This is a genomic window from Candidatus Tisiphia endosymbiont of Stenodema calcarata, from assembly GCF_964030695.1.
GTDB lineage: Bacteria > Pseudomonadota > Alphaproteobacteria > Rickettsiales > Rickettsiaceae > Tisiphia.
Genome location: NZ_OZ034911.1, coordinates 499,672 through 519,808, shown reverse-complemented (window position 1 = coordinate 519,808; position 20,137 = coordinate 499,672). Strand labels below are relative to the sequence as shown.

Genomic DNA, 20,137 nt, shown 5'->3' with positions numbered 1-20,137 from the left:
CTAATAAATATATTTAAGGTGAATAAATGATAGGATATCAGCAGGAACAAAGAAGCCTAACGAAAGAACAAAAAGAAGCTGTTGGATTGCTTTCAATAGGGACTTTCCTAGAGTATTTTGATCTGATGCTTTATGTTCATATGGCGGTATTGTTGAATGAGTTGTTTTTTCCAAAATCTGACCCTCATACTGCAGCAATTTATGCTGCTTTTGCTTTTTGTTCTACTTATTTATTAAGACCATTTGGGGCTTTGCTATTTGGCTGGATAGGAGATAATATTGGACGTAAGGCAACTGTTATTATTACAACTTTTATGATGGCTTTATCCTGTTTTGTGATGGCTAATCTTCCAACTTATGCTGAAGTTGGACTCATTGCTACTATATTAGTTACAATATATCGAATTCTTCAAGGCTTATCATCTATGGGAGAATTTATAGGTGCACAATTATACTTAACTGAAATAACAAAACCACCTATCCAATACCCAGTAGTAGCATTAACCTCTGTCTTTTCTATATTAGGTGGTACATTTGCATTAGCTATTGCATCTTTTACAACCTTACATAATTTAAATTGGCGTATAGCATTTTGGTTTGGAGCAGGGGTAGCTATAATAGGTGTTATAGCACGAACAACTTTAAAGGAAACTACTGATTTTGCTGACGCAAAAAGACGGGTAAAAAATATTTTAGGTGACTCAAAAAAAGACTTAAAATCTAATCCTATATGGAAAGGAATTGTAGAAAAAAATAGTGATAGGAAAAACATAATAGCTTTGTTTTTTATGGATTGTGCTTGGCCAGTATGTTTTTACTTTGCTTATGTTTATTGTGGTAATATTCTTAAGCAAGATTTTGGATTCAGCTCAGAACAAATCATTCATCAAAATTTTATTGTTTCAATAATTCAATTAATAGGAATGTTAGTATTGACTTTTTTAAGTTATAAAGTTTATCCACCAAAAATCATCAAAGCTAAACTATGCTTGTTTATAATTGTTATGTTACTTACCCCAATGTTAATAACAAAAACATCTAGTCATTATACTATATTTTTTATTCAATGTTGTATAATGCTATTTGCCTGTGACTATGTGCCAGCAAGACCAATAACATATACGCATATATCAATTTTCCGACGTTTTACTTATTCATCTTTTTCTTATGCTTTATCACGTGTTATAATGTATATAATAACTTCATTCGGACTGGTGTATTTAGTTGAGTTTTTTGGCTATATAGGATTATTAATTATAATGATACCTGTGGTTATAAGTTATAGTTTTGGTGTAATGCATTTTGGTAGATTAGAGAAAGCGGCTGGTAATTATTTTGATAAGAAAAATTAGTTGCATTTAAATCAATGTCTGTCAATACATTAATAGTAGTATATGTGTGTATTAATTTTGATACGCTAGGTAACCCTAAATATTCTGCTAAAACTACGAAATAACGTAAGGTCTCTTCTATAATCTTTTTAGCTTTTTCCGGTGATTTAGCACTAACCGTTTGTATATTATGTAATCTGTCAAATAACTTAACTAAAAGCACATCATGTTTCTTTTCTTTATATAACATTTCGACCATTTCCGCCGAGCTAATCTTGCCACTAGGTTTAACCCTAGTTAAGTCTTCTACTTGACTAGCCACTTGACTGCCAAAGATGTAAGCAATCATCTTTTCGGTAAGTTTTGTATCCTCGATGGTGTCGTGTAGTAATGCAGTCACAATCATGTCAGTTCTGAAATATTTTGGAATTTCTAGGGCTGTGTACTGGGCAAGCATATACGCCACTTCAATCGGATGAGAATAATAAGGCTCACCAGATTGTCTCATTTGACTGCCATGATATTTTTTAGCATAGTAGATGCCTTTTTTGACTTCATACATGTCTATTGGTTGCTTTACTTTTTTATTTAGCAAAATTAACTCATTAAGCAACCTCTCAGCATATGCACAATACTGGTATTTTGAATTATCCCAATAGTTATTAACATCTTCCATAAGAAACCATGATATTTTAATTATAAAGTTATTATAAACTAAAATTCTTATTACTTAAAGCATTTACTACTTTTTATTTTTAAAAAGATGCAATATTTTCTAATCTTGTTGTATAAATTTTTTCATAAATATGCTTAGCGGGTAGGAAGAATATGATATAATTCAACTATAATGATTATATAAAAGAGGATCAGATGAGTAAAGATAAAGATGTAGCTAGCACTATGCAACTACATGTGGCAGTTAAGAGTGGAAATATTGAGGAAGTAAGAAAAATATTAGAATTGCCTAACCTTGATATTAATGCCAAAGATAAAAATGGCAGAACTCCATTACATATAGCGGCAAAAGAAGGGTTTACTGATATAATAGAGTTATTAATTAAGTCTGGTGCTACGGTAGATGTGTTAGGTTATGAAAAAAGGACAGCTTTACATGAAGCAGCATTGAACACTAAATATCAGGCAGTAGAGATATTACTTGATCACGGAGCTCAAGTGGATAGTAAGGGTTGGGGTAAAGACATTACAAGATTTAAGGACAAAGGAGAATTATATAATACACCATTATTTAATGTGTTGGATCTATGGGTTGCCAAATATCAAGCTCTATGTGATGCAGACCCTGACGACATACCTGATACAGACCCTAAAGTAGATTATGATATAGAAGATAATAGTGATATTACAAAGAATTCAGAACAAAAGGAGGACTATATTAATACAGCCCATACACTAATAGATCATCATGCATCAGTAAATGTTTTTTTTAACAATGGTCACTATTATTATCACGCTATACATACTGCAATACGGGCAGGATTTTCTACTGTTGTAGAAAAGATGATAAAAAATGATCCTTCTTTAGCTAATGTACAAGAGTATTTAGATGAAAGGTGGCCTCATGATAAGCAATATCCCTTAGAAATAGCAATAGAACATGAACACCCTGAAACAGTAATGGTACTACTTAAAAATTATGCTAATGTTTGTGAGATAGAAAACGTCATGGAGAAATTAGCAAAATTGTATAATGAAGAAATATTAAAAGAAGCCAAATGTCTTGAAGAAAAAATAAAGAAATTTGTAGAAACATTTCGTTATGTTTCTGAGCACAAAGAATTACCTAATGATGGAGATAAAGCTGAATTTTGTCGTATTTTCCATATATTAGATAACCCTTCTAGACTCTTTAACTGGGACAAAGACCACTTTCCATTCATGGATGGACTAGATGCCTCGGAACAACTGACAGAAAAAATGAAAATTTCTGTAAGAAGTTTTGTTAACAATTTATCATCTGAAACACCTATTTCTAATCCAGGAACTGGTTTGACAGATGAAATAATTCACCAAGATGATATAATGAAACCATTAGGTGATTCTGATCATCATGACCAATGAAATTACTCATATGTATTATATAGCTAATATACTACTCGTAAATGAAGAGTTGGTAGACGATAGTATAACTTCAAGAAGAGCTAGGCAGTAGCAAAGTCGAGCTGCTAGGCGTACATTAGTACGTGAGCAGCTTCGATCTTTGGTCGCGGGAATCTTAATTCTTGAAGTTCTACCTGAGTATACCATTAATTCTTTACATCATTTGAGTATAGATGATTTAAGCGGATGATGATCTAAAGCCTGTTTTAGATGCTTTGTTTGTATATGTGTGTAAATTTGGGTAGTACTAATATCAGCATGTCCAAGTAGTTCTTGAATTACCCTAAGATCTGCACCGCCTTCTAGCAAATGGCTTGCAAAACTGTGACGTAAAGTATGTGGGGAGATATTACTTGGGTCTAGCCCAGCCTTAATAGATGCTTGTTTTAACAGAATTGCAAAATTCTGCCTAGTCATATGACCACTAGCTGAAGAAGAACAAAATAAATAAATTTGACTTTTAGGGTGTTTTTTGCTTATAAATTTACTACGAATAGTTAAATAATCGGACAAACTCATGGTAGCCTGTTCATTGATTATTACCATTCTTTCTTTATTACCTTTACCGATTATTGAAAATATTTTTCTAATATTTTGGGACATTTGATTTACTAAAATATCAGTTAACCTTATACTGACAAGCTCAGAAACACGTAACCCACTTGCATATAATAAATGAATCATTGCTTTTAGACGTATGGAATCAGGATTTTTGTCTTGATCACAATAGAAAAGTAAATCTTTGATTTTATCAATTGATAATGTAGAAGGAAGTTTAGTTTGATATCTTGGTAGATCTACCATCAAAGCAGGATTATAATTGGTATGCTTTTCGCTAATTAAAAATTCATAATAGTTTTTTATAGTGGATATTTTCCGGTTGATTGATCTTGCCTGCAAGCCATTTCCTGATAAATATTCTATCCAGTCTCTAATATTTTCAGCTTTAATATTCAGCTCTAACAAGTTATTCTGTGATAAAAATTTCTGAAAATCTAACAGATCACCTTTGTAGCCAAGTACGGAATTATTAGCTACACCACGCTCCGCTATCATCATTTCTAGGAATTGTTCGATAAACTCTACCATATTATGTACAGTTTGTTTTAATGGAGGCCAGGGCCGGAATCGAACCGGCGCATTGAGGATTTGCAGTCCACGGCATTACCACTTTGCTACCTAGCCTAAAGGCTTTGAATACTAACCAATATTAGAGCAAAAGGCAACTTATTTTTCTTTTGTTTTAGGCAGGGTAACCTCAGTTCGATATAAGAATTAATAATTCTTATATCGAACTGGCTTTGTTATAAGGAAAAATGCACTCTTAAAGCGGCTGACGCGAGTGCATTTTAACTTTTTTCATCATTCAACATGTGATTTTAATTATTAAAATCACATGTTGAATGGAGTGTTATATTTTAATAATCAGGTGTAGAACCGCTTCAAACCTGATTGTTTCTATATATAATACTGAATTCGATGTAACTTGTTACATCGAATTCAGGTTAGGGTAATATTTTTTTATAACTTATACTTTGTTATCCTTCTAAAATATGCTATACTACCACAGAGTAAAATTAGTCTGTATTGTATACTAATTCTGTTTCGAAGAATTGTTATTTGAAAATATCAAGGACTCCCGTACCATAATGTACGTCTAGTGTGTTCTTTCCTCATTTTCAAATTTAATTCGGAGTCTCATTCAAGTATATTTAGGGAGTGTTATCTTTAGTATTGTGATTTGCAAAATATCTATAGTTAGGATTTAATTATTTGCAACTCACTGACACAAATTCAAATCAATTGACCATGGTCTAAGTTTTTATAATGGAAAGGAGTAAGCATGTCAACATCGTCTGAATTTAAAGTAGGAGAAAGAATTGTATATCCATCTCATGGAGTTGGAGAGATAGTAAATGTAGAACACCAAATCATAGCTGGTGCTGATATTAAGGTTTATGTAATATCGTTCCCTCAAGACAAAATGACTTTGAAAGTACCGGTAAACAGAGCTGCTATTTCGGGTCTTAGAAAACTTGTTAGTAAAACTGATTTAGCTTTAATATATTCAACACTTCAGGGTAAAGCTAAGCAAGGTAATAGGATGTGGAGTAGAAGAGCACAAGAATATGAGGGTAAAATAAATTCTGGTAATGTAGTATCTGTAGCAGAAGTGGTACGAGATCTCTATAAGAATGTTGATAGTGATCGATCTTATAGTGAAAGGACTATTTATGAATCAGCCTTAAATAGGCTAGCTGGGGAGCTTGCAATTCTTGAGAATATAAATCCTGACGAAGCAATTAATAAATTAATTGAAGTATTGAGAGATAAGCTCGCTGCGTAAATTGGAAACTCATTTTTCCAAGGTGATACACTGCTATGATTTCAAGAATTGATAGACGATAGTATAACTTCAAGAAGAGCTAGGCAGTAGCAAAGTCGAGCAGCGTAACGTACATGAGTAACGGAGTAGTTTCGATCTTTAGGTCGCGGAAATCTTAATTCTTGAAGTTCTACCTAAATATAACGAATTTATTTAAACATTACCTCCAGTAATTCGTACTATATTTGCCCCGCAACTGGTTAGTTTTTTCTCCAATGTTTGGTATCCACGGTCTAAGTGGTAGATTCGGTGTATTCTTGTTGTATCGTTGGCGGCAAGTCCAGCTAATACTAGGGATACTGATGCTCTGAGGTCACTTGCCATTACTTCTGCTCCTGTCAAAAAAGGTACACCCCGTATTATAGCACTCTTTCCGTTAATTGTTATATTTGCCCCCATTCTGCATAATTCAGGAACATGCATAAAGCGATTCTCAAAAATGTTTTCTGTAATTATAGAAGAACCTTTGCAAAGAGTCATAAGGCTCATAAACTGAGCTTGTAAGTCTGTTGCAAACCCTGGATATGGATTTGTATGGATGTCCACAGGGTTTAATTTACCTACGTAAGAAACTCTTAAACCATTATCAATAGGTAAAATTTCTATACCAGCTTCAATAAGCTTTAATACTATATTTTCAACGATATTATTGCTGATTCCATAAATGTTTAAATTGCCTTTAGTAATAGCAGCAGCAATCATGTAAGTACCAGCTTCAATACGATCCGGCATAATTGAATAATTGACATTTTTTAAATGAGATCTACCAATTATTCTTATTTCATTTGTAGCAATTCCATCTATTTCTGCACCCATTTTGCTAAGACAATGGCACAGATCAATGATTTCTGGTTCTCTAGCACAGTTAAATAATATTGTTTCTCCTTCAGCCAAAGTAGCAGCCATTATGGCATTAATTGTTGCTCCAACAGATATTTTATTAAAAACAAAATGTACAGCTTTTAATCTACCTTTAATTGTAGCATTAATATAACCATGATCGACGTCAACATTTGCTCCCATAGCTTGTAGAACTGCTACATGTAGATCAACTTGTCGAGCACCTATAGCACATCCTCCAGGTAAGGAAACCTTAGCTTTAGAAAATCTAGAAAGTAGAGGTCCTAGAACCCAAATAGAAGCACGCATTTTACGTACTATATCATATGGGGCAGTAAAATTATTAATATTGCTGCTGTCGATATCCATACTCAATCGATCTTGATGATCAGTTACAGTAACAACACTACCTAAATTCTCAAGTAATTTTTTCATTGTGAGAATATCAGTAAGCTTTGGAACATTGTTAATACTAAGCTTATCTGTAAGTAGTGCTGCAGTCATAATTGGTAGGGCCGAATTTTTAGCCCCACTAATGCTAATACTACCTTCAAGAGGGATACCGCCTTTAATTATCAAACTGTCCATGGAAAAATCCTATATATTACTTACAAAAACTTGAAAATTAGTTTACCACTTTTCAAGTTTTTAGGTAAAAATTGAGTAGCAAAATTGAAGTAAAGGCCTTCGATTTTGCTACAAAACAATAATAGAGATCTTTGGCAAACTCTACTTCTGCTGGTAATACCATTTCCCAAAACTAAATTGCTACTCGGAGTACGAGTGTCGGCTACCTTCGCGTACAACTAGTACGTGAGGAGCGGAGATCATAAAGTACGACGACGTAATGATTAGTTTTCGGAAATGGTACAACTTATTCGTGCTACCGGCTACTGCTGCTCCTCACGTACACCATCGTCCGCTGCGGGTCGATATTCCGTGGCTTCTTTAAATTCCTCAGCATAAGCGAGTTTGCCAAAGATATCTAATAAATATCAAGTTTTACCGTTCTTGTCTCCTTTATTGTCAAGAGCTGTTCCAAGTATGTCCCCTAGACTAGCAGCACTATAAGCAGAACCATATTCTTTGATAGCTTTTTCTCTCTTTTCTATTTCAAGTGCTTTTATTGACAAAGTAACTTTACGAGATGCCTTATCAATGGTAATGATTTTTGCATCAATTCTGTCATTAGGGACAAATCTTTCAGTTTTTTGATCAGCTTTTTCACTAGAAAGATCAGCTTTTTTGATGAAGCCCGGTATTTTGTCGTCTAAAATAACTTCTATCCCATCATCTTTAACTTCAGTAACTGAGCAAGTAACGACCATATTTTTTTTGTACATGTCAAATTCATCTTGCTGGGGGTCAAAGCTTAGTTGTTTAATACCTAAGCTTATACGTTCCTTTTCAATATCAATTGATAAGACTTTACACTCTATTTGATCATTCTTTTTATATGTTTTTAACAGCTCAGTACCATTGCCTTCCCAACTTATATCTGTTTCATGAATCATACCATCAATGTTGTCATTAAGTGCTACAAACATACCAAAGTCAGTGATATTTCGTATTGGTGCTTTAATTATACTACCTATTGGATGACTATGTGCAAACCCAATAATTGGGTTATCTTGACACTGTTTAATACTTAGAGATATTCTATGTTTATCGGTATCAACTTCTAAAATTGTAAATTGAACTTCTTGACCAATAGTAAGCATTTTCTTAGGATGTTGATTTGATTTTACCCAGCTAATTTCACTTGAATGAACGAGTCCTTCAATACCATCTTTTAATTCAATAAATACCCCATAATCAGCAATATTTGTTACTTTGCCAGTCATTACTTTGCCAACTGGGAATTCTTCTTTTATACTTTGCCATGGATTATGATCAAGTTGCTTCATACCAAGTGAAATTCTCTTAGTTTCTTCATTAAATTTTATAACTATAACCCTAACCTTTTGATCTAGAGATAAAACTTCAGAAGGGTGATTTATTCTGCTCCATGAAATATCAGTAACGTGCAATAGACCGTCTACATTACCTGAATTACCTAAAGCAATAAACGCACCGTAATCAGTGATATTTTTTACTGTACCATCTAATATTATTCCTTCCTTAATTTTCGATAACATTTCATCTCTAGCCTCAGATCTTGATTCTTCAAGTATGGCTCTTCTAGAAACTACGATATTACCAAGTTTCTTATCCATCTTTAAAATTTGGAATGGCTGCTTGATACCCATTAACGAAGCAATATCTTTTATTGGTCTAACATCTACCTGACTTCCAGGTAAGAAGGCAACAACCCCTGATACGTCAACAGTAAATCCACCTTTAACACGTCCGAATATTATACCATCAACAAACTGTTTATTGGCACATGCAATTTCTAAATGTCCCCATGATTCTTCTCTAATGGCCTTTTCACGACTTAATATAGTTCTACCGTTACGTCCTTCAATTTTCTCAATATATACATCAACTATCTCGCCAACTTCTGGTAAAGGTTGATTACTAGCTAGAGCAAATTCTTCTATAGGAACTCTGCCTTCATTCTTTAATCCAACATCAACTATGATAATGCCTTTAGCAATCCCTACTACTTGACCTTTGACAACAGTACCTTCTTTTACGTGACTAGTACTTACGGCTTCAAGCATTTGTGCAAAATCTTCGTGAGATTGAATGCTAATTTCAGCAAGTTGAGAAACAAATTTTTTCTTAAATTTTTGCATATTATTCTCTAATACTAGTTGTGCCGTCTAGTATAAAAATTATAGTTAATTGACCTGAATTTACATAAGCAAGTTGTTCTTCGCCTTAAGTAATCAAATTCAACTAAATTAACTATGAATGGTTAATAAAATGTAGATAAAACAACCTATGGCACATAAAATATGTTGATGTTACCTAACTACCCCAATTCGGGATAAGAATTTGTCAATTCTTATCCCGAATTGGCTTTAATATAAGGAAAAATGCATTCTTAAAGCAGTTTTGCGAATGCATTTTAAACCTTTCTAAAGCTAAAAACATGATTTTAATCTTTTAAAATCATGTTTTTAGCAAAATATTAATTTAACAATCAGATGCAGAGCCGTCTCAAATCTGATTGTTTCTATAATTTTACCGAATTTGGGATAAGAATTGGCAAATTCTTATCCCGAATTCGCGTTAACTGAAATAAACTCCATGATCTTATCAATCACTTCTTTTGGTGATAGATAAGAAGTATCAATTTCTAAAGCTCCTTGTGGGGGAAGAGTTGGAGCAATATCACGCTCTATATCCCGTTTGTCTCTTATTTTTAGTTGTTCCAAAACTGTATCAAATATATATTCTCCTCCTTTTTCTTGCAATTCTTTATATCTTCTCTTTGCTCTAATAACAATATCTGCTCTGATAAAAATCTTTAAGTCAGCATTTGGGGCCACTACTGTTCCAATATCTCTACCTTCCATTATAATTCTAGGAGTTGTTTTTATTAATTTTCCTAGATATTTCCCTAGGTTATTTCTTACTTCCGGTATAATAGCAATTTTTGATGCTACATTACCTACAATCTCACTATCAAGTTCTGAATTTTGTACATATTCCGTAGATTTGGATAATTCAATTATTCCATTTATGTCAGTAAGATCAATTTTTTGGTTTATACAAGAAATAGCAAGGCTTCTATATACAATACTTGATTGAAAGTAAGTAAGCTTAAGTTTTTGTGCTAACATTTGCCCAATTGTACTCTTACCCGATGCTGCTGAACCATCCAGTGCCACTACAAAATTATTGCTAATATTAAAAGCTTGAGATTTTAAGGTCATTTACTTATAATTTTATGCCGAATTCTAGCTGAATATTTAAAATAATGCAAATAAAACTTGAAATTGAAGCTATTATAGATTAGACATGTTACCATGAAAACTTGATATATATTTCAAATGATTTGAAGAATTGGGACAATAAACAAGGGGTAACCGGACTAGGTGTACATCTGCTACGTGAGTACGAGATAGACTCTGTAAGTATTTGAAAAAGCAATTCTTTAAAGCAAAAGAGTATACTTTGTTGTTTTAAGTATAAAATTAAATCAGAAAAGCAAGGGCGGTTAGCTCAGTTGGTTAGAGCATTACGTTGACATCGTAAAGGTCGGTGGTTCGAATCCACTACCGCCCACCAAACTTTTATTATATATTAATATCAATTTGTATTTAGGTTGTTTTTGGCGACGGAACCTAAATACAAATTGATGTTAAATATTGTTAAAAAAAGATCTAGGTGGTATTAGTGGTCAGGTATTTTTGTGTTATACTGTTGTTAGTTGCTAACTTCAATAGTTATGCCATAGAAACTATAGTTATAGAGCGAGGACATGTTGATCCAATGCCGATAGCTATTAATAAATTTGATGCAGATGATAGTGCGAATAGTGTAATTGGTGCTGATATAATTAGTGTAGTATCTAATGACCTAAAGAGTTCTGGCATGTTTCGCCCAATTTCCACGGCTTCTTTTATAGAACAAATTTTAGGGGTAAAACATAAGCCTCTTTTTGCTGCTTGGCGACAAATTAATGCTAATCTGCTAATTAATGGTGAGGTTACTAAGCTATCTTCTGGCAAGCTAAAGGTTAGTTTTATATTATGGGATGTAAGCTTAGAAAAAGATCTTATAGGTGAGATTTTTGAAATAGCACCACATTTATGGCGTAGAGTAGCACATAAAATAGCTGATAAAATTTATGAGAAAATTACTGGAGATTCGGGTTATTTTGATACAAAAATAGTATATGTGTCAGAGAGTGGACCTTATCTAAAACGAGTAAAGAAAATAGCTATGATGGATCATGATGGTGCTAATCATAAATATCTGTCAGACGGTAAAAATCTAGTTCTTACTCCAAGATTTTCACCACAAGCAGATAAAATCATGTATCTATCGTATGTTCACAAGCAAAAACCACATGTTTATATTCGTGATCTTAAAACAGGTAAAGAAAAACTAGTTGGTAATTTTCTTGGCATGTCCTTTGCCCCAAGATTCTCACCTCAAGGGGACAAGGCTATAATGTCAATAGCAAGAAATGGAGCTACTCATATTTTTGAAATTGATCTGAATAATATGGCGACTAAGCAATTGACATATGGTATTGGTATTAATACTTCTCCTAGCTATTCACCGGATGGCAGTAAAATAGTTTTTAATTCTGATCGAAGTGGATCAAGACAATTATATATTATGAATTCTGATGGTTCAAATGTGGAACGTATCAGTTTTGGCGGGGGAATGTATACTGCACCAAGTTGGTCACCTAGAGGAGATTATATAGCCTTTACTAAACTTTCTAAAGGAGAGGGTTTTACCATTGGAGTGATGAAAGCACTTTCCTATGGTGATGAGAATAGTGAAAGAATTATAACTAGTGGCTATCTAGTTGAAGGTCCGTGTTGGTCACCCAATGGTAGGATAATTATGTTTGCTAAAGGCTGGCCTCCTAGAAACAAAACAGCAGGTAAAAATCGTATATATTCCATTGATTTGACTGGTTATAATGAAAGAGAGATTCTTACTCCTCAAGATGCTTCTGATCCTGAGTGGTCAAGAATGTTAAATTGACTAGGTTCTTATATCTTAAAAACATATTATAACCTCAGTTCGATATAAGAATTAATAATTCTTATATCGATACTTGCTTTATTATAAGGAAAAATGCACTCTTGAAGCGGCTGACGCGGGTGCATTTTAACTTTTTTCATCATTCAATATGTGATTTTAATTATTAAAATCACATATTGAATGGAGTATTATATTTTAACAATCAGGTGGGCAGCCGCTTCAAACCTGATTGTTTCTATATATAATACCGAATTCGATGTAACAAGTTACATCGAATTCAGGTTATTATACCATTTTCCAAAACTAAATTGCTACTCGGAGTACGAGTGTCGGCTACCTTCGCGTACAACTAGTACGTGAGGAGTGGAGATCATGAAGTACGACAACGTGATGATTAGTTTTCAGAAATGGTATTAGACTTCTTTCGAAACTCGCTTATGCGCAAGGGTGTGAAGGAGACTCGGAACCTCGAACCGCAGCGTACTCTAATGTACGTGAGGAGCAGAGTACCGGTATCACGTACAAATCACCAGCAGAAGTAGAGTTTCGAAAGAAGTCTATTATAAGAACCTAGGGCTAACCTATTGCCGGTATAGCTCAGCTGGCAGAGCGACGCATTCGTAACGCGTAGGTCGGGGGTTCAATTCCCTCTATCGGCACCATAAATATTATATCTTTTTGGCAAACTCGCTTATGCTGAGGAATTTAAAGAAGACACGGAATCTCGACCCGCAGCGGACGATGATGTACGTGAGGAGCAGCAGTAGCCGGTATCACGCACAAATTACCGACAGAAGTAGAGTTTGCCGAAGATATCTATTGTAACACAATAACATCACCTTATTAACCTCAATTTCGGATTAATGAAATTAATCCGAAATTGAGGTTAAATAATACGATATATACAATTCGACTTTCAAGCTGTTGGATTATCTAAGCTAAAAACCTTTTTATTATCATCATAGGAGAAGATTTCTGCATATCTTCCTAAACCTATTATAGACTTTAAAGTTATAGTGGCATCTTCACTAGATAATGTATCCTCAAGCTGTGTCTTAAAACGTGAAAGAGGTGCTTTATGATCTAAACGTTGATGTAAAATTTCACAAATGTAGGATGCAAGAGGGATATTGTCAAGTAAATGCTGAGCAAGCATTTTTTTTCTATCTTCTAAACTACTTGTGAAAAAAAGCTTGCCATGTTTATTTAATTTTATACTCTCAGAAGTAACATTAGCAAAATTTAATATTTGTAAAGCTCCAACAATATGTAAAATTTCCCCCATATTGTTAATGTGAAAAATCTTAGATAATTCTGATAAATTTGCAGAACCTTTATATGGCGATGCAGAAAGTGCCTCAATGCTACCGATCAGTTCATTTACCGACAAATGAATTTTTTGATCGATGTTGCCAACAATAGCTTTCTGTTTATTACTAACAGGCAAAGGTGGTTTTTCATAGGCTGATACCATGAGAGCATAAATTTTATCTACCATAGTACGAAATTCCATACTTTGAACATCACGTAAACGAGGGAGGGTAATTGCTAATTCTGATACAATACGCCCAGGATTAGATGAAAGTATTAACACTTTGTCAGCCATAGTTACTGCTTCTTCAATCGAATGAGTTACCAATACCACCGACTGCATTTGAGTTTTTCCACTACTCCACAGATCAAGAAAATCATTCTTTAAGGTATTAGCAGTTAGAACATCAAGAGCAGAAAAAGCTTCATCCATAAGTAAAATTTCTGGTCTGAGAACTAATGCTCTAGCAAAACCTACTCGTTGCTTCATACCACCTGATAATTCTTTTGGATATGCTGACTCAAAACCATCAAGTCCTATCATATCTATGGCCTCTAATGCACGTTTGCGACGTTCATACTCAGAAATATTGAAACTTTTTAAACCTAGCTCAACATTCTCAAAAACAGTCAACCATGGAAAAAGTGCAAATGTTTGGAAAATCATACTAATATCACAACGATCACGAAAAGCAGGTTTTTTATTTAGTATTACTTTACCTTTAACTGGTTTTGTAAAACCTGCGATAATTCTTAGTAATGTTGATTTTCCAGATCCAGATTTTCCTAGTATCGCAACTATCTCATTAGGTTTTAGTTTTAGAGTAACATTATCTAGTATTTTTTGCGTACTATGATCATCTTTTGTAAAACTTTGTGTAATTGATATTAATTCAAGTAAATTATTATTCATAGGTCTTACTCTTTTTGTAAAATGGTCAACTTGAATGATAAAAAAAGTTAAAATGCACTCGCGTCAGCCGCTTCAAGAATGCATTTTTCTGAATATTCTAGCCAGTTTTGGATTAAAATTTTTAATTTTAATCCAAAACTGAAGTTCACTAATAGACTTCCTGCAGAATTCGCTTTTGCTGAGGAATTTGCAGGAAACACGGAATCTCGACCCGCAGCGTACTCAAATGTACGTGAGGAGCAGAGTACCGGTATCACGCACAAATTACCAGCAAAAGTAGAATTCTGCAGGAAGTCTAATGATAATAAAGTAAATATTCTTTGCTAAATCCATTACAATTGTGCTACATTCCGTAGTGTGCGAATTTGGGATAAGAATTTGTCAATTCTTATCCCAAATTCGGTAAAATTATCGAAACAATCAGATTTGAGACGGCTCTGCATCTGATTGTTAAATTAATATTTTGCTAAAAACATGATTTTAAAAAATTAAAATCATGTTTTTAGCTTTAGAAAGGTTTAAAATGCATTCGCGTTAGCCGCTTTAAGAATGCATTTTTCCTTGTATTAAAGCCAATTCGGGATAAGAATTAACTAATTCTTATCCCGAATTGGGGTGTAGTGCATTTCTCAATTACTATAAAATCATAGTTTTGAGATAACCTAACGTAAGAAAATTATTGATGGAATTAATTTCTTTGATTATTAATTATTTTCTAATAATCTAAAATATAGTATAATTTACAAGAAAATTAAGTAAAAATGTTTAACATTGCATCAAAAGATAAACAACTAGATAGAACTACAGTATCTAGTGTTTTTTATAAATTAGGACAAAAAGAAAAAAAAGAAAAGACTAGAATTAGTGAGTTATTAGTTGATTTTCATGAAAATGGTCTTCTATTAACGATACTTTTTTTTGCAATACCAGTTGCAATTCCGCTGCCGTATCCTCCAGGTTTTACTACTATAGTAGGTATTCCTTTGATGATTCTATCTATGCAGATGTTGCTTGGCTTTAGACAAGTTTCTTTACCATCCAAAATTAATAATTATCAAATTATCAATGATATACTTATTAATATAAGTGACAAGATTGTACCAAAGATTAAATTTGTAGAAAAATATATACGACCAAGATTTAGTTTCGCAGCCTCTATATATTGTGAACAATTTATTGGTTTAATATCACTGATTTGCTCTATTGCTATATCAATACCTTTACCTCTAACTAACGCCATACCTGCACTGGGCATTACAATAATGGCATTAGGTCTTTTAAACCGAGATGGATTAACTATAGTTCTTGGATTTATTACCTCTATAGTTGGACTTATTATAGCTTTTATAGCAATCTCTGCTAGCTGGATTAGTATTAAATATTTATTTAATCTATTCTTCTGATATAATAAATATTAAATTTGTACAAAAGGTGAAAGCCGCTACTATAGAATCTTTTTCAAATGAAACAAAAGTTATATCAAGGATCAAGTAAAGCTCTTTATCAGTCACAAGAAGATTTTGCTTTTATTATGGCGTTTACTGACAAAATTACTTTAGAAAACGGAGAGATTTTTGATATTTCTGGTAAAGGGGTGCTGAATAATAATATTTCGTCCTTCATAATGAGCAGACTTGATATGGTAGGAATAGATAACCACCTAATTGAAAAAATTAACATGCGTGAGCAATTAATACAATCTGTAGATATTTTCCCCGTTCAAATATTGGTTTCTACAGTAGCTTGCGGTAGGTTTGTAAAAGAATTCTCTATGGAAGAAGGATACGTGTTTGATCATCCAATTATCGATTTTAGAGTTAGAAGTAGTGAGTTAAAACATCCTATAATTAATGAACACCAAATACTAAATTTTGGTTGGTTAAGTAAACAAGAAATTGATGAAGTAAAACATAAAGCCATAAGAACATACGATTTTTTAAGTGGATTATTTACAGGTATTGGTATAAGGCTTGTTGAATGCAAACTAGAATTTGGCAGAGTGTTTAATGGTGAGGAATTTATGGTAATGTTGGCTGATGAAATTAGCCCTGATAATTGTCGTTTATGGAATATGAATAATAATGAGAAACTTGGAGCAGAAATGATTGCCAGTGATCCAGAAAAAGCTCTGAAATCTTATCAGGCAATAGCTGATTTATTAAAAGATAGAACTTATATAAGTTAAGTAGTATACCTAAAACCTTCTCTAGGAAGAAAAAAATAAATTGTAAACATGCTTAGTGCTACAAATTTTTGGTGTATAATAAAATGAGAATAATTAGTTATCTAAAGTCTTTTTTTTTATTTGAGATAATCTCAGGGCTTAGTCTAACTTTGAAGTATTTCTTCAAACCTAAAGTAACTATAAATTATCCCTATGAGAAGGGAAGGATAAGCCCAAGATTTAAAGGTGAGCATGCATTAAGGCGTTACGCTAATGGTGAGGAACGTTGTATTGCTTGTAAGCTTTGTGAAGCAATTTGTCCGGCTCAAGCTATTATTATTGAAGCAGAAGAAAGAGAAGATGGTAGTAGGCGTACCACTAGGTACGATATTGATATGACTAAATGCATTTATTGTGGTTTATGTCAGGAGGCGTGTCCAGTTGATGCTATAGTGGAAGGCCCTAATTTTGAATTTGCTACTATTACCCATGAAGAATTGCTTTATGACAAAGAAAAATTGCTGAAAAATGGTGATATGTGGGAACAAGAATTAGCAATTAAGCTATATGATGATTATAAATATAGATAATTATGGAGATATTTTTTTATTTATTTGCAGGGTTAATGGTTATAAGTAGTTGTTTGGTAGTCATCAGTAAAAACCCTGTTTATTCTGTCTTATGGTTGATCTTTACTTTCTGTAACGGTTCGGGGCTAATGGTTTTGCTAGGAGCAGAATTTTTAGCAATGATATTGATTGTTATATATGTTGGGGCAGTAGCAGTATTATTTTTGTTTGTTATAATGATGTTGAATATTCGTTTTACCGATGTTATTGTACAATTTAAAAGAAACTTATTTATAAGTATTGCTGTTGCACTTATTATGTTTGCTGATCTTGTCCTGATAATTTGGTTAGGTACTAAAAATATAATTTTAGATAATAGCCAATTTGAGATAAAATCAGGTGTCACTAATACTCATGCCATTGGACGAGTATTATATACCGATTATATCTTACCTTTCCAAATTTCGGGTATTATTCTATTTGTAGCAATGATATCTTGTATTACCTTAACTATTCGACATCGCAGCGGAGTTAAAAGGCAGGATATTGCTAAGCAGCATGCTAAAAATAAAGATAATTCCATATTAATGGTCAAACCACATTTAAATGAGGGGATAGAAGGACTCAAATATGATTAGTACTATTACTTTGGAACATTATTTAACTTTGTCGGCCCTCATTTTTAGTATAGGGATGGTTGGTTTGTTTATGCATCGTAAGAATATTATAACAATTCTTATGTCGATTGAATTGATGCTGCTGGCTGTAAACATCAATTTTGTGGCATTCTCTACTTATGCACATGAGATATCTGGGCAAATTTTTAGTATAATAATTTTAACAATAGCAGCTGCCGAGACCACAATAGGACTTGCAATATTACTAGTTTATTTTAGAAATAAAGGCTCAATAGAAGTGGGTGATATAAATCAGATGAAGGGCTAATTGATATGATAGCTTCGGCAGCAACACTTACAGTAATGTTACCTTTAATCTCTGGTATCATCAATGGTTTGTTTTGTCAGTGTTTTAGCAAAAAACAAGCAGCTTTCATTTCTACTATTGCTATAAGTTTATCGGCCTTATTATCTATGTTTATATTTTACAATGTGGGCATAAACAAAGCCATTATTCATATAATTTTAGCAAAATGGCTAGAAGTTGGTAACATGAAAGTAAGTTGGGCGATTTACGTCGATCAGCTAACCGCTATTATGTTTATAGTGGTTACTTGGATTTCAGCTGTTGTACATATTTATTCTCTTGGCTATATGGCAGATGATGATGGATTACCTAAATTTCTAGCATTTTTATCATTATTCACTTTCTTTATGCTAGCTTTGGTATCAGCAGATAATTTTTTACAATTATTTTTTGGTTGGGAAGGTGTTGGTCTCTGTTCGTATTTGTTAATTGGTTTTTGGTATCAGAAAGAAGCGGCGAATAAAGCAGCAATTAAAGCCTTTATAGTAAATAGGGTAGGAGATTTTGCTTTTATACTTGGGATTATTACCATTATTGTTTATTTTGGTGTAGTTGATTTTACTAGTGTATTTGCTAAAGCAAAGTCATTATCTAATATACAATTAAGTATATTAGGTTTTAAAGCAACAGTAATTGACGTGGTATGTTTGCTATTATTCTTGGGATGCATGGGCAAGTCGGCTCAAATTGGCTTGCATATATGGCTACCAGATGCTATGGAAGGTCCAACTCCAGTTTCAGCACTTATTCACGCTGCAACTATGGTAACAGCCGGGGTCTTTTTAGTAGCTAGATGTTCTTATTTATTTGAATATAGTATAGGGGTATTGCACTTTATTGCCATTATTGGTGGTATTACATGTATATTTGCCGCAACTATTGCCATAGTTCAAGATGATATAAAAAAAATTATTGCTTATTCTACTTGTAGCCAACTTGGTTATATGTTTCTTGCTTGTGGTGTGTCAGCTTATAATGCTGGTATTTTTCATTTAGTCACCCATGCATTTTTTAAAGCTTTATTATTTTTATCAGCTGGTAGTGTAATTCACGCTTGTCACGAACAAAATATTTTTAAGATTGGTGGTTTGAAAGATAAGATGCCAATTACTTATTGTAATTTTTTAATTGGATCACTAGCTCTCATAGGTATTTATCCTTTAGCAGGATTTTATTCAAAAGATGCTATTTTAGAGCTAGCATATAGTAGCGGTGGTATCGGTACTATCGTGTTTATTCTTGGAATTTTTGCTGCAGTTCTGACTGCCATTTATTCTATGAAAATTATCTTATTAGTATTTCATGGAAAAACTAAATTAACTATTGACATCAATCATGTCCATGAATCACCCCATATCATGAATGGACCACTTAGTCTTTTAGTGGCAGGTAGTTTTTTTGCAGGAATGATAGGTTATTATATATTGTCTTTTGACAAACCAAATGGTTATTTCCTTGATAGTATATTTAATATTCATATTTACCAAATACTAACAATTCATCCTCCTCTTTATATAAAATTATTACCAATGGTTTTGGGACTAATAGGTATTGTTTTGGGGATTTATTTTTATAGAAGAATCAAAGAAAAAATAAAAATAGGATTTATAGAAAAGCTGTTGGTACATAAATATTATTTTGATGAGGTTTATGACTTTGTGATAGTAAGATTAGTAACTAACTTAAGTAAGTTATGCAATTTGATGGATCAAAGAGTGATAGATAGATTTGGTCCAAATAGCTTTGCCAAAACGGTAAATTACTTTGGTTTTTTGGTGAGTAGATCGCAGACAGGTTATGTATTTAATTACACTTTATATATAGTTTTATGTATAGTTGTTTATATTACTTTCTTTATAATAGGAATATTGCGAACTGATTCTTTTTGGTAAGTTTGAAGTA

17 protein-coding genes and 3 tRNA genes are annotated in these 20,137 nt (G+C 32.9%); 13 read left to right on the top strand and 7 right to left on the bottom strand.

Annotation, left to right across the window (positions count from 1 at the left end; genetic code table 11):
- Positions 1-26: 26 nt before the first annotated feature.
- Positions 27-1,352 (top strand): MFS transporter, encoded by a 1,326-nt coding sequence (locus tag ACQH1W_RS02385; RefSeq protein ID WP_375332937.1) that lies wholly within the window; start codon positions 27-29, stop codon positions 1,350-1,352.
- Here ACQH1W_RS02385 and ACQH1W_RS02380 read toward each other — a convergent pair.
- Positions 1,273-2,007: an HD domain-containing protein gene (locus ACQH1W_RS02380; RefSeq protein ID WP_341763154.1), complete on the bottom strand. Its 735-nt coding sequence runs from the start codon at positions 2,005-2,007 to the stop codon at positions 1,273-1,275. The two genes, ACQH1W_RS02385 and ACQH1W_RS02380, sit on opposite strands and share 80 nt — an antisense overlap.
- A gap of 194 nt (positions 2,008-2,201) precedes the next feature.
- Here ACQH1W_RS02380 and ACQH1W_RS02375 point away from each other — a divergent pair, with 194 nt between their 5' ends.
- Positions 2,202-3,410: an ankyrin repeat domain-containing protein gene (locus ACQH1W_RS02375; RefSeq protein ID WP_425361130.1), complete on the top strand. Its 1,209-nt coding sequence runs from the start codon at positions 2,202-2,204 to the stop codon at positions 3,408-3,410.
- A gap of 198 nt (positions 3,411-3,608) precedes the next feature.
- Here ACQH1W_RS02375 and ACQH1W_RS02370 read toward each other — a convergent pair whose 3' ends face one another.
- Both ACQH1W_RS02370 and ACQH1W_RS02365 read right to left on the bottom strand, forming a co-directional pair.
- Positions 3,609-4,538, bottom strand: a complete 930-nt coding sequence (locus ACQH1W_RS02370) for a site-specific tyrosine recombinase XerD (RefSeq protein WP_341763151.1) — start codon at positions 4,536-4,538, stop codon at positions 3,609-3,611.
- Positions 4,539-4,559: 21 nt separating this feature from the next.
- Positions 4,560-4,634, bottom strand: a tRNA-Cys gene (locus ACQH1W_RS02365).
- A gap of 658 nt (positions 4,635-5,292) precedes the next feature.
- On the opposite strand from ACQH1W_RS02365, the gene ACQH1W_RS02360 reads away from it, so the two are divergent.
- A complete protein-coding gene (locus ACQH1W_RS02360) occupies positions 5,293-5,796 on the top strand; it encodes a CarD family transcriptional regulator (protein ID WP_341762124.1) in 504 nt (167 codons plus the stop codon).
- 192 nt (positions 5,797-5,988) lie between these two features.
- On the opposite strand, the gene murA is transcribed toward ACQH1W_RS02360, so the two are convergent.
- The 3 genes from murA to cmk form a co-directional block, all read right to left on the bottom strand.
- Positions 5,989-7,263, bottom strand: coding sequence for a UDP-N-acetylglucosamine 1-carboxyvinyltransferase (gene murA / locus ACQH1W_RS02355; RefSeq protein ID WP_341763150.1), 1,275 nt, complete (start codon positions 7,261-7,263; stop codon positions 5,989-5,991).
- Between the two features lie 407 nt (positions 7,264-7,670).
- Positions 7,671-9,416 carry a 30S ribosomal protein S1 gene (locus ACQH1W_RS02350; protein ID WP_425361129.1) on the bottom strand — a complete coding sequence of 582 codons (1,746 nt, stop codon included), beginning with the start codon at positions 9,414-9,416 and terminating at the stop codon, positions 7,671-7,673.
- A gap of 423 nt (positions 9,417-9,839) precedes the next feature.
- Positions 9,840-10,502 carry a (d)CMP kinase gene (gene cmk, locus ACQH1W_RS02345; RefSeq protein WP_425361128.1) on the bottom strand — a complete coding sequence of 221 codons (663 nt, stop codon included), beginning with the start codon at positions 10,500-10,502 and terminating at the stop codon, positions 9,840-9,842.
- A gap of 278 nt (positions 10,503-10,780) precedes the next feature.
- Between cmk and ACQH1W_RS02340 the strand changes: the two genes are divergently transcribed.
- The 3 genes from ACQH1W_RS02340 (at position 10,781) to ACQH1W_RS02330 (ending at position 12,956) form a co-directional block, all read left to right on the top strand.
- Positions 10,781-10,857, top strand: a tRNA-Val gene (locus ACQH1W_RS02340).
- A gap of 204 nt (positions 10,858-11,061) precedes the next feature.
- A complete protein-coding gene (gene tolB / locus ACQH1W_RS02335) occupies positions 11,062-12,294 on the top strand; it encodes a Tol-Pal system beta propeller repeat protein TolB (RefSeq protein ID WP_425361194.1) in 1,233 nt (410 codons plus the stop codon).
- A 586-nt stretch (positions 12,295-12,880) separates the two neighbouring features.
- A tRNA-Thr gene (locus tag ACQH1W_RS02330) sits at positions 12,881-12,956 on the top strand.
- A 254-nt stretch (positions 12,957-13,210) separates the two neighbouring features.
- Here the strand turns inward: ACQH1W_RS02330 and ACQH1W_RS02325 are convergent.
- Positions 13,211-14,518: an ABC transporter ATP-binding protein gene (locus tag ACQH1W_RS02325; RefSeq protein WP_341763147.1), complete on the bottom strand. Its 1,308-nt coding sequence runs from the start codon at positions 14,516-14,518 to the stop codon at positions 13,211-13,213.
- A gap of 78 nt (positions 14,519-14,596) precedes the next feature.
- On the opposite strand from ACQH1W_RS02325, the gene ACQH1W_RS02320 reads away from it, so the two are divergent.
- From ACQH1W_RS02320 to nuoL, 7 genes are all read left to right on the top strand, one after another.
- On the top strand, positions 14,597-14,845 hold the full coding sequence (locus ACQH1W_RS02320) for a palindromic element RPE1 domain-containing protein (RefSeq protein WP_425361127.1): 249 nt from the start codon (positions 14,597-14,599) through the stop codon (positions 14,843-14,845).
- 434 nt (positions 14,846-15,279) lie between these two features.
- Positions 15,280-15,921, top strand: coding sequence for an exopolysaccharide biosynthesis protein (locus ACQH1W_RS02315; protein WP_375332932.1), 642 nt, complete (start codon positions 15,280-15,282; stop codon positions 15,919-15,921).
- Between the two features lie 59 nt (positions 15,922-15,980).
- Positions 15,981-16,703, top strand: a complete 723-nt coding sequence (locus ACQH1W_RS02310) for a phosphoribosylaminoimidazolesuccinocarboxamide synthase (protein WP_341762116.1) — start codon at positions 15,981-15,983, stop codon at positions 16,701-16,703.
- A gap of 89 nt (positions 16,704-16,792) precedes the next feature.
- Positions 16,793-17,272: an NADH-quinone oxidoreductase subunit NuoI gene (gene nuoI / locus ACQH1W_RS02305; protein WP_341763390.1), complete on the top strand. Its 480-nt coding sequence runs from the start codon at positions 16,793-16,795 to the stop codon at positions 17,270-17,272.
- A 2-nt stretch (positions 17,273-17,274) separates the two neighbouring features.
- Positions 17,275-17,889, top strand: a complete 615-nt coding sequence (locus ACQH1W_RS02300; RefSeq protein WP_341762115.1) for an NADH-quinone oxidoreductase subunit J — start codon at positions 17,275-17,277, stop codon at positions 17,887-17,889.
- Positions 17,882-18,196 (top strand): NADH-quinone oxidoreductase subunit NuoK, encoded by a 315-nt coding sequence (gene nuoK, locus ACQH1W_RS02295; RefSeq protein ID WP_341763144.1) that lies wholly within the window; start codon positions 17,882-17,884, stop codon positions 18,194-18,196. Before ACQH1W_RS02300 ends, nuoK begins: the two co-directional genes overlap by 8 nt.
- 5 nt (positions 18,197-18,201) lie before the next feature.
- The gene (nuoL, locus tag ACQH1W_RS02290; protein WP_375332931.1) at positions 18,202-20,127 is read left to right on the top strand and encodes an NADH-quinone oxidoreductase subunit L; all 1,926 of its coding nucleotides are present in this window, start codon (positions 18,202-18,204) and stop codon (positions 20,125-20,127) included.
- Positions 20,128-20,137: the final 10 nt, after the last annotated feature.

Excerpts from the sequence above, each read along its gene's own strand:
- ACQH1W_RS02310 (WP_341762116.1), top strand. The coding sequence starts at position 15,981 with ATGAAACAAAAGTTATATCAAGGATCAAGTAAAGCTCTTTATCAGTCA.
- ACQH1W_RS02385 (WP_375332937.1), top strand. The coding sequence starts at position 27 with ATGATAGGATATCAGCAGGAACAAAGAAGCCTAACGAAAGAACAAAAA.
- ACQH1W_RS02360 (WP_341762124.1), top strand. The coding sequence starts at position 5,293 with ATGTCAACATCGTCTGAATTTAAAGTAGGAGAAAGAATTGTATATCCA.
- cmk (WP_425361128.1), bottom strand. The coding sequence starts at position 10,502 with ATGACCTTAAAATCTCAAGCTTTTAATATTAGCAATAATTTTGTAGTG.
- ACQH1W_RS02370 (WP_341763151.1), bottom strand. The coding sequence starts at position 4,538 with ATGGTAGAGTTTATCGAACAATTCCTAGAAATGATGATAGCGGAGCGT.
- ACQH1W_RS02325 (WP_341763147.1), bottom strand. The coding sequence starts at position 14,518 with ATGAATAATAATTTACTTGAATTAATATCAATTACACAAAGTTTTACA.
- nuoK (WP_341763144.1), top strand. The coding sequence starts at position 17,882 with ATGATTAGTACTATTACTTTGGAACATTATTTAACTTTGTCGGCCCTC.
- nuoL (WP_375332931.1), top strand. The coding sequence starts at position 18,202 with ATGATAGCTTCGGCAGCAACACTTACAGTAATGTTACCTTTAATCTCT.
- ACQH1W_RS02300 (WP_341762115.1), top strand. The coding sequence starts at position 17,275 with ATGGAGATATTTTTTTATTTATTTGCAGGGTTAATGGTTATAAGTAGT.
- murA (WP_341763150.1), bottom strand. The coding sequence starts at position 7,263 with ATGGACAGTTTGATAATTAAAGGCGGTATCCCTCTTGAAGGTAGTATT.
- ACQH1W_RS02350 (WP_425361129.1), bottom strand. The coding sequence starts at position 9,416 with ATGCAAAAATTTAAGAAAAAATTTGTTTCTCAACTTGCTGAAATTAGC.
- ACQH1W_RS02380 (WP_341763154.1), bottom strand. The coding sequence starts at position 2,007 with ATGGAAGATGTTAATAACTATTGGGATAATTCAAAATACCAGTATTGT.
- ACQH1W_RS02320 (WP_425361127.1), top strand. The coding sequence starts at position 14,597 with ATGCATTTTTCTGAATATTCTAGCCAGTTTTGGATTAAAATTTTTAAT.
- tolB (WP_425361194.1), top strand. The coding sequence starts at position 11,062 with ATGCCGATAGCTATTAATAAATTTGATGCAGATGATAGTGCGAATAGT.
- ACQH1W_RS02315 (WP_375332932.1), top strand. The coding sequence starts at position 15,280 with ATGTTTAACATTGCATCAAAAGATAAACAACTAGATAGAACTACAGTA.
- ACQH1W_RS02375 (WP_425361130.1), top strand. The coding sequence starts at position 2,202 with ATGAGTAAAGATAAAGATGTAGCTAGCACTATGCAACTACATGTGGCA.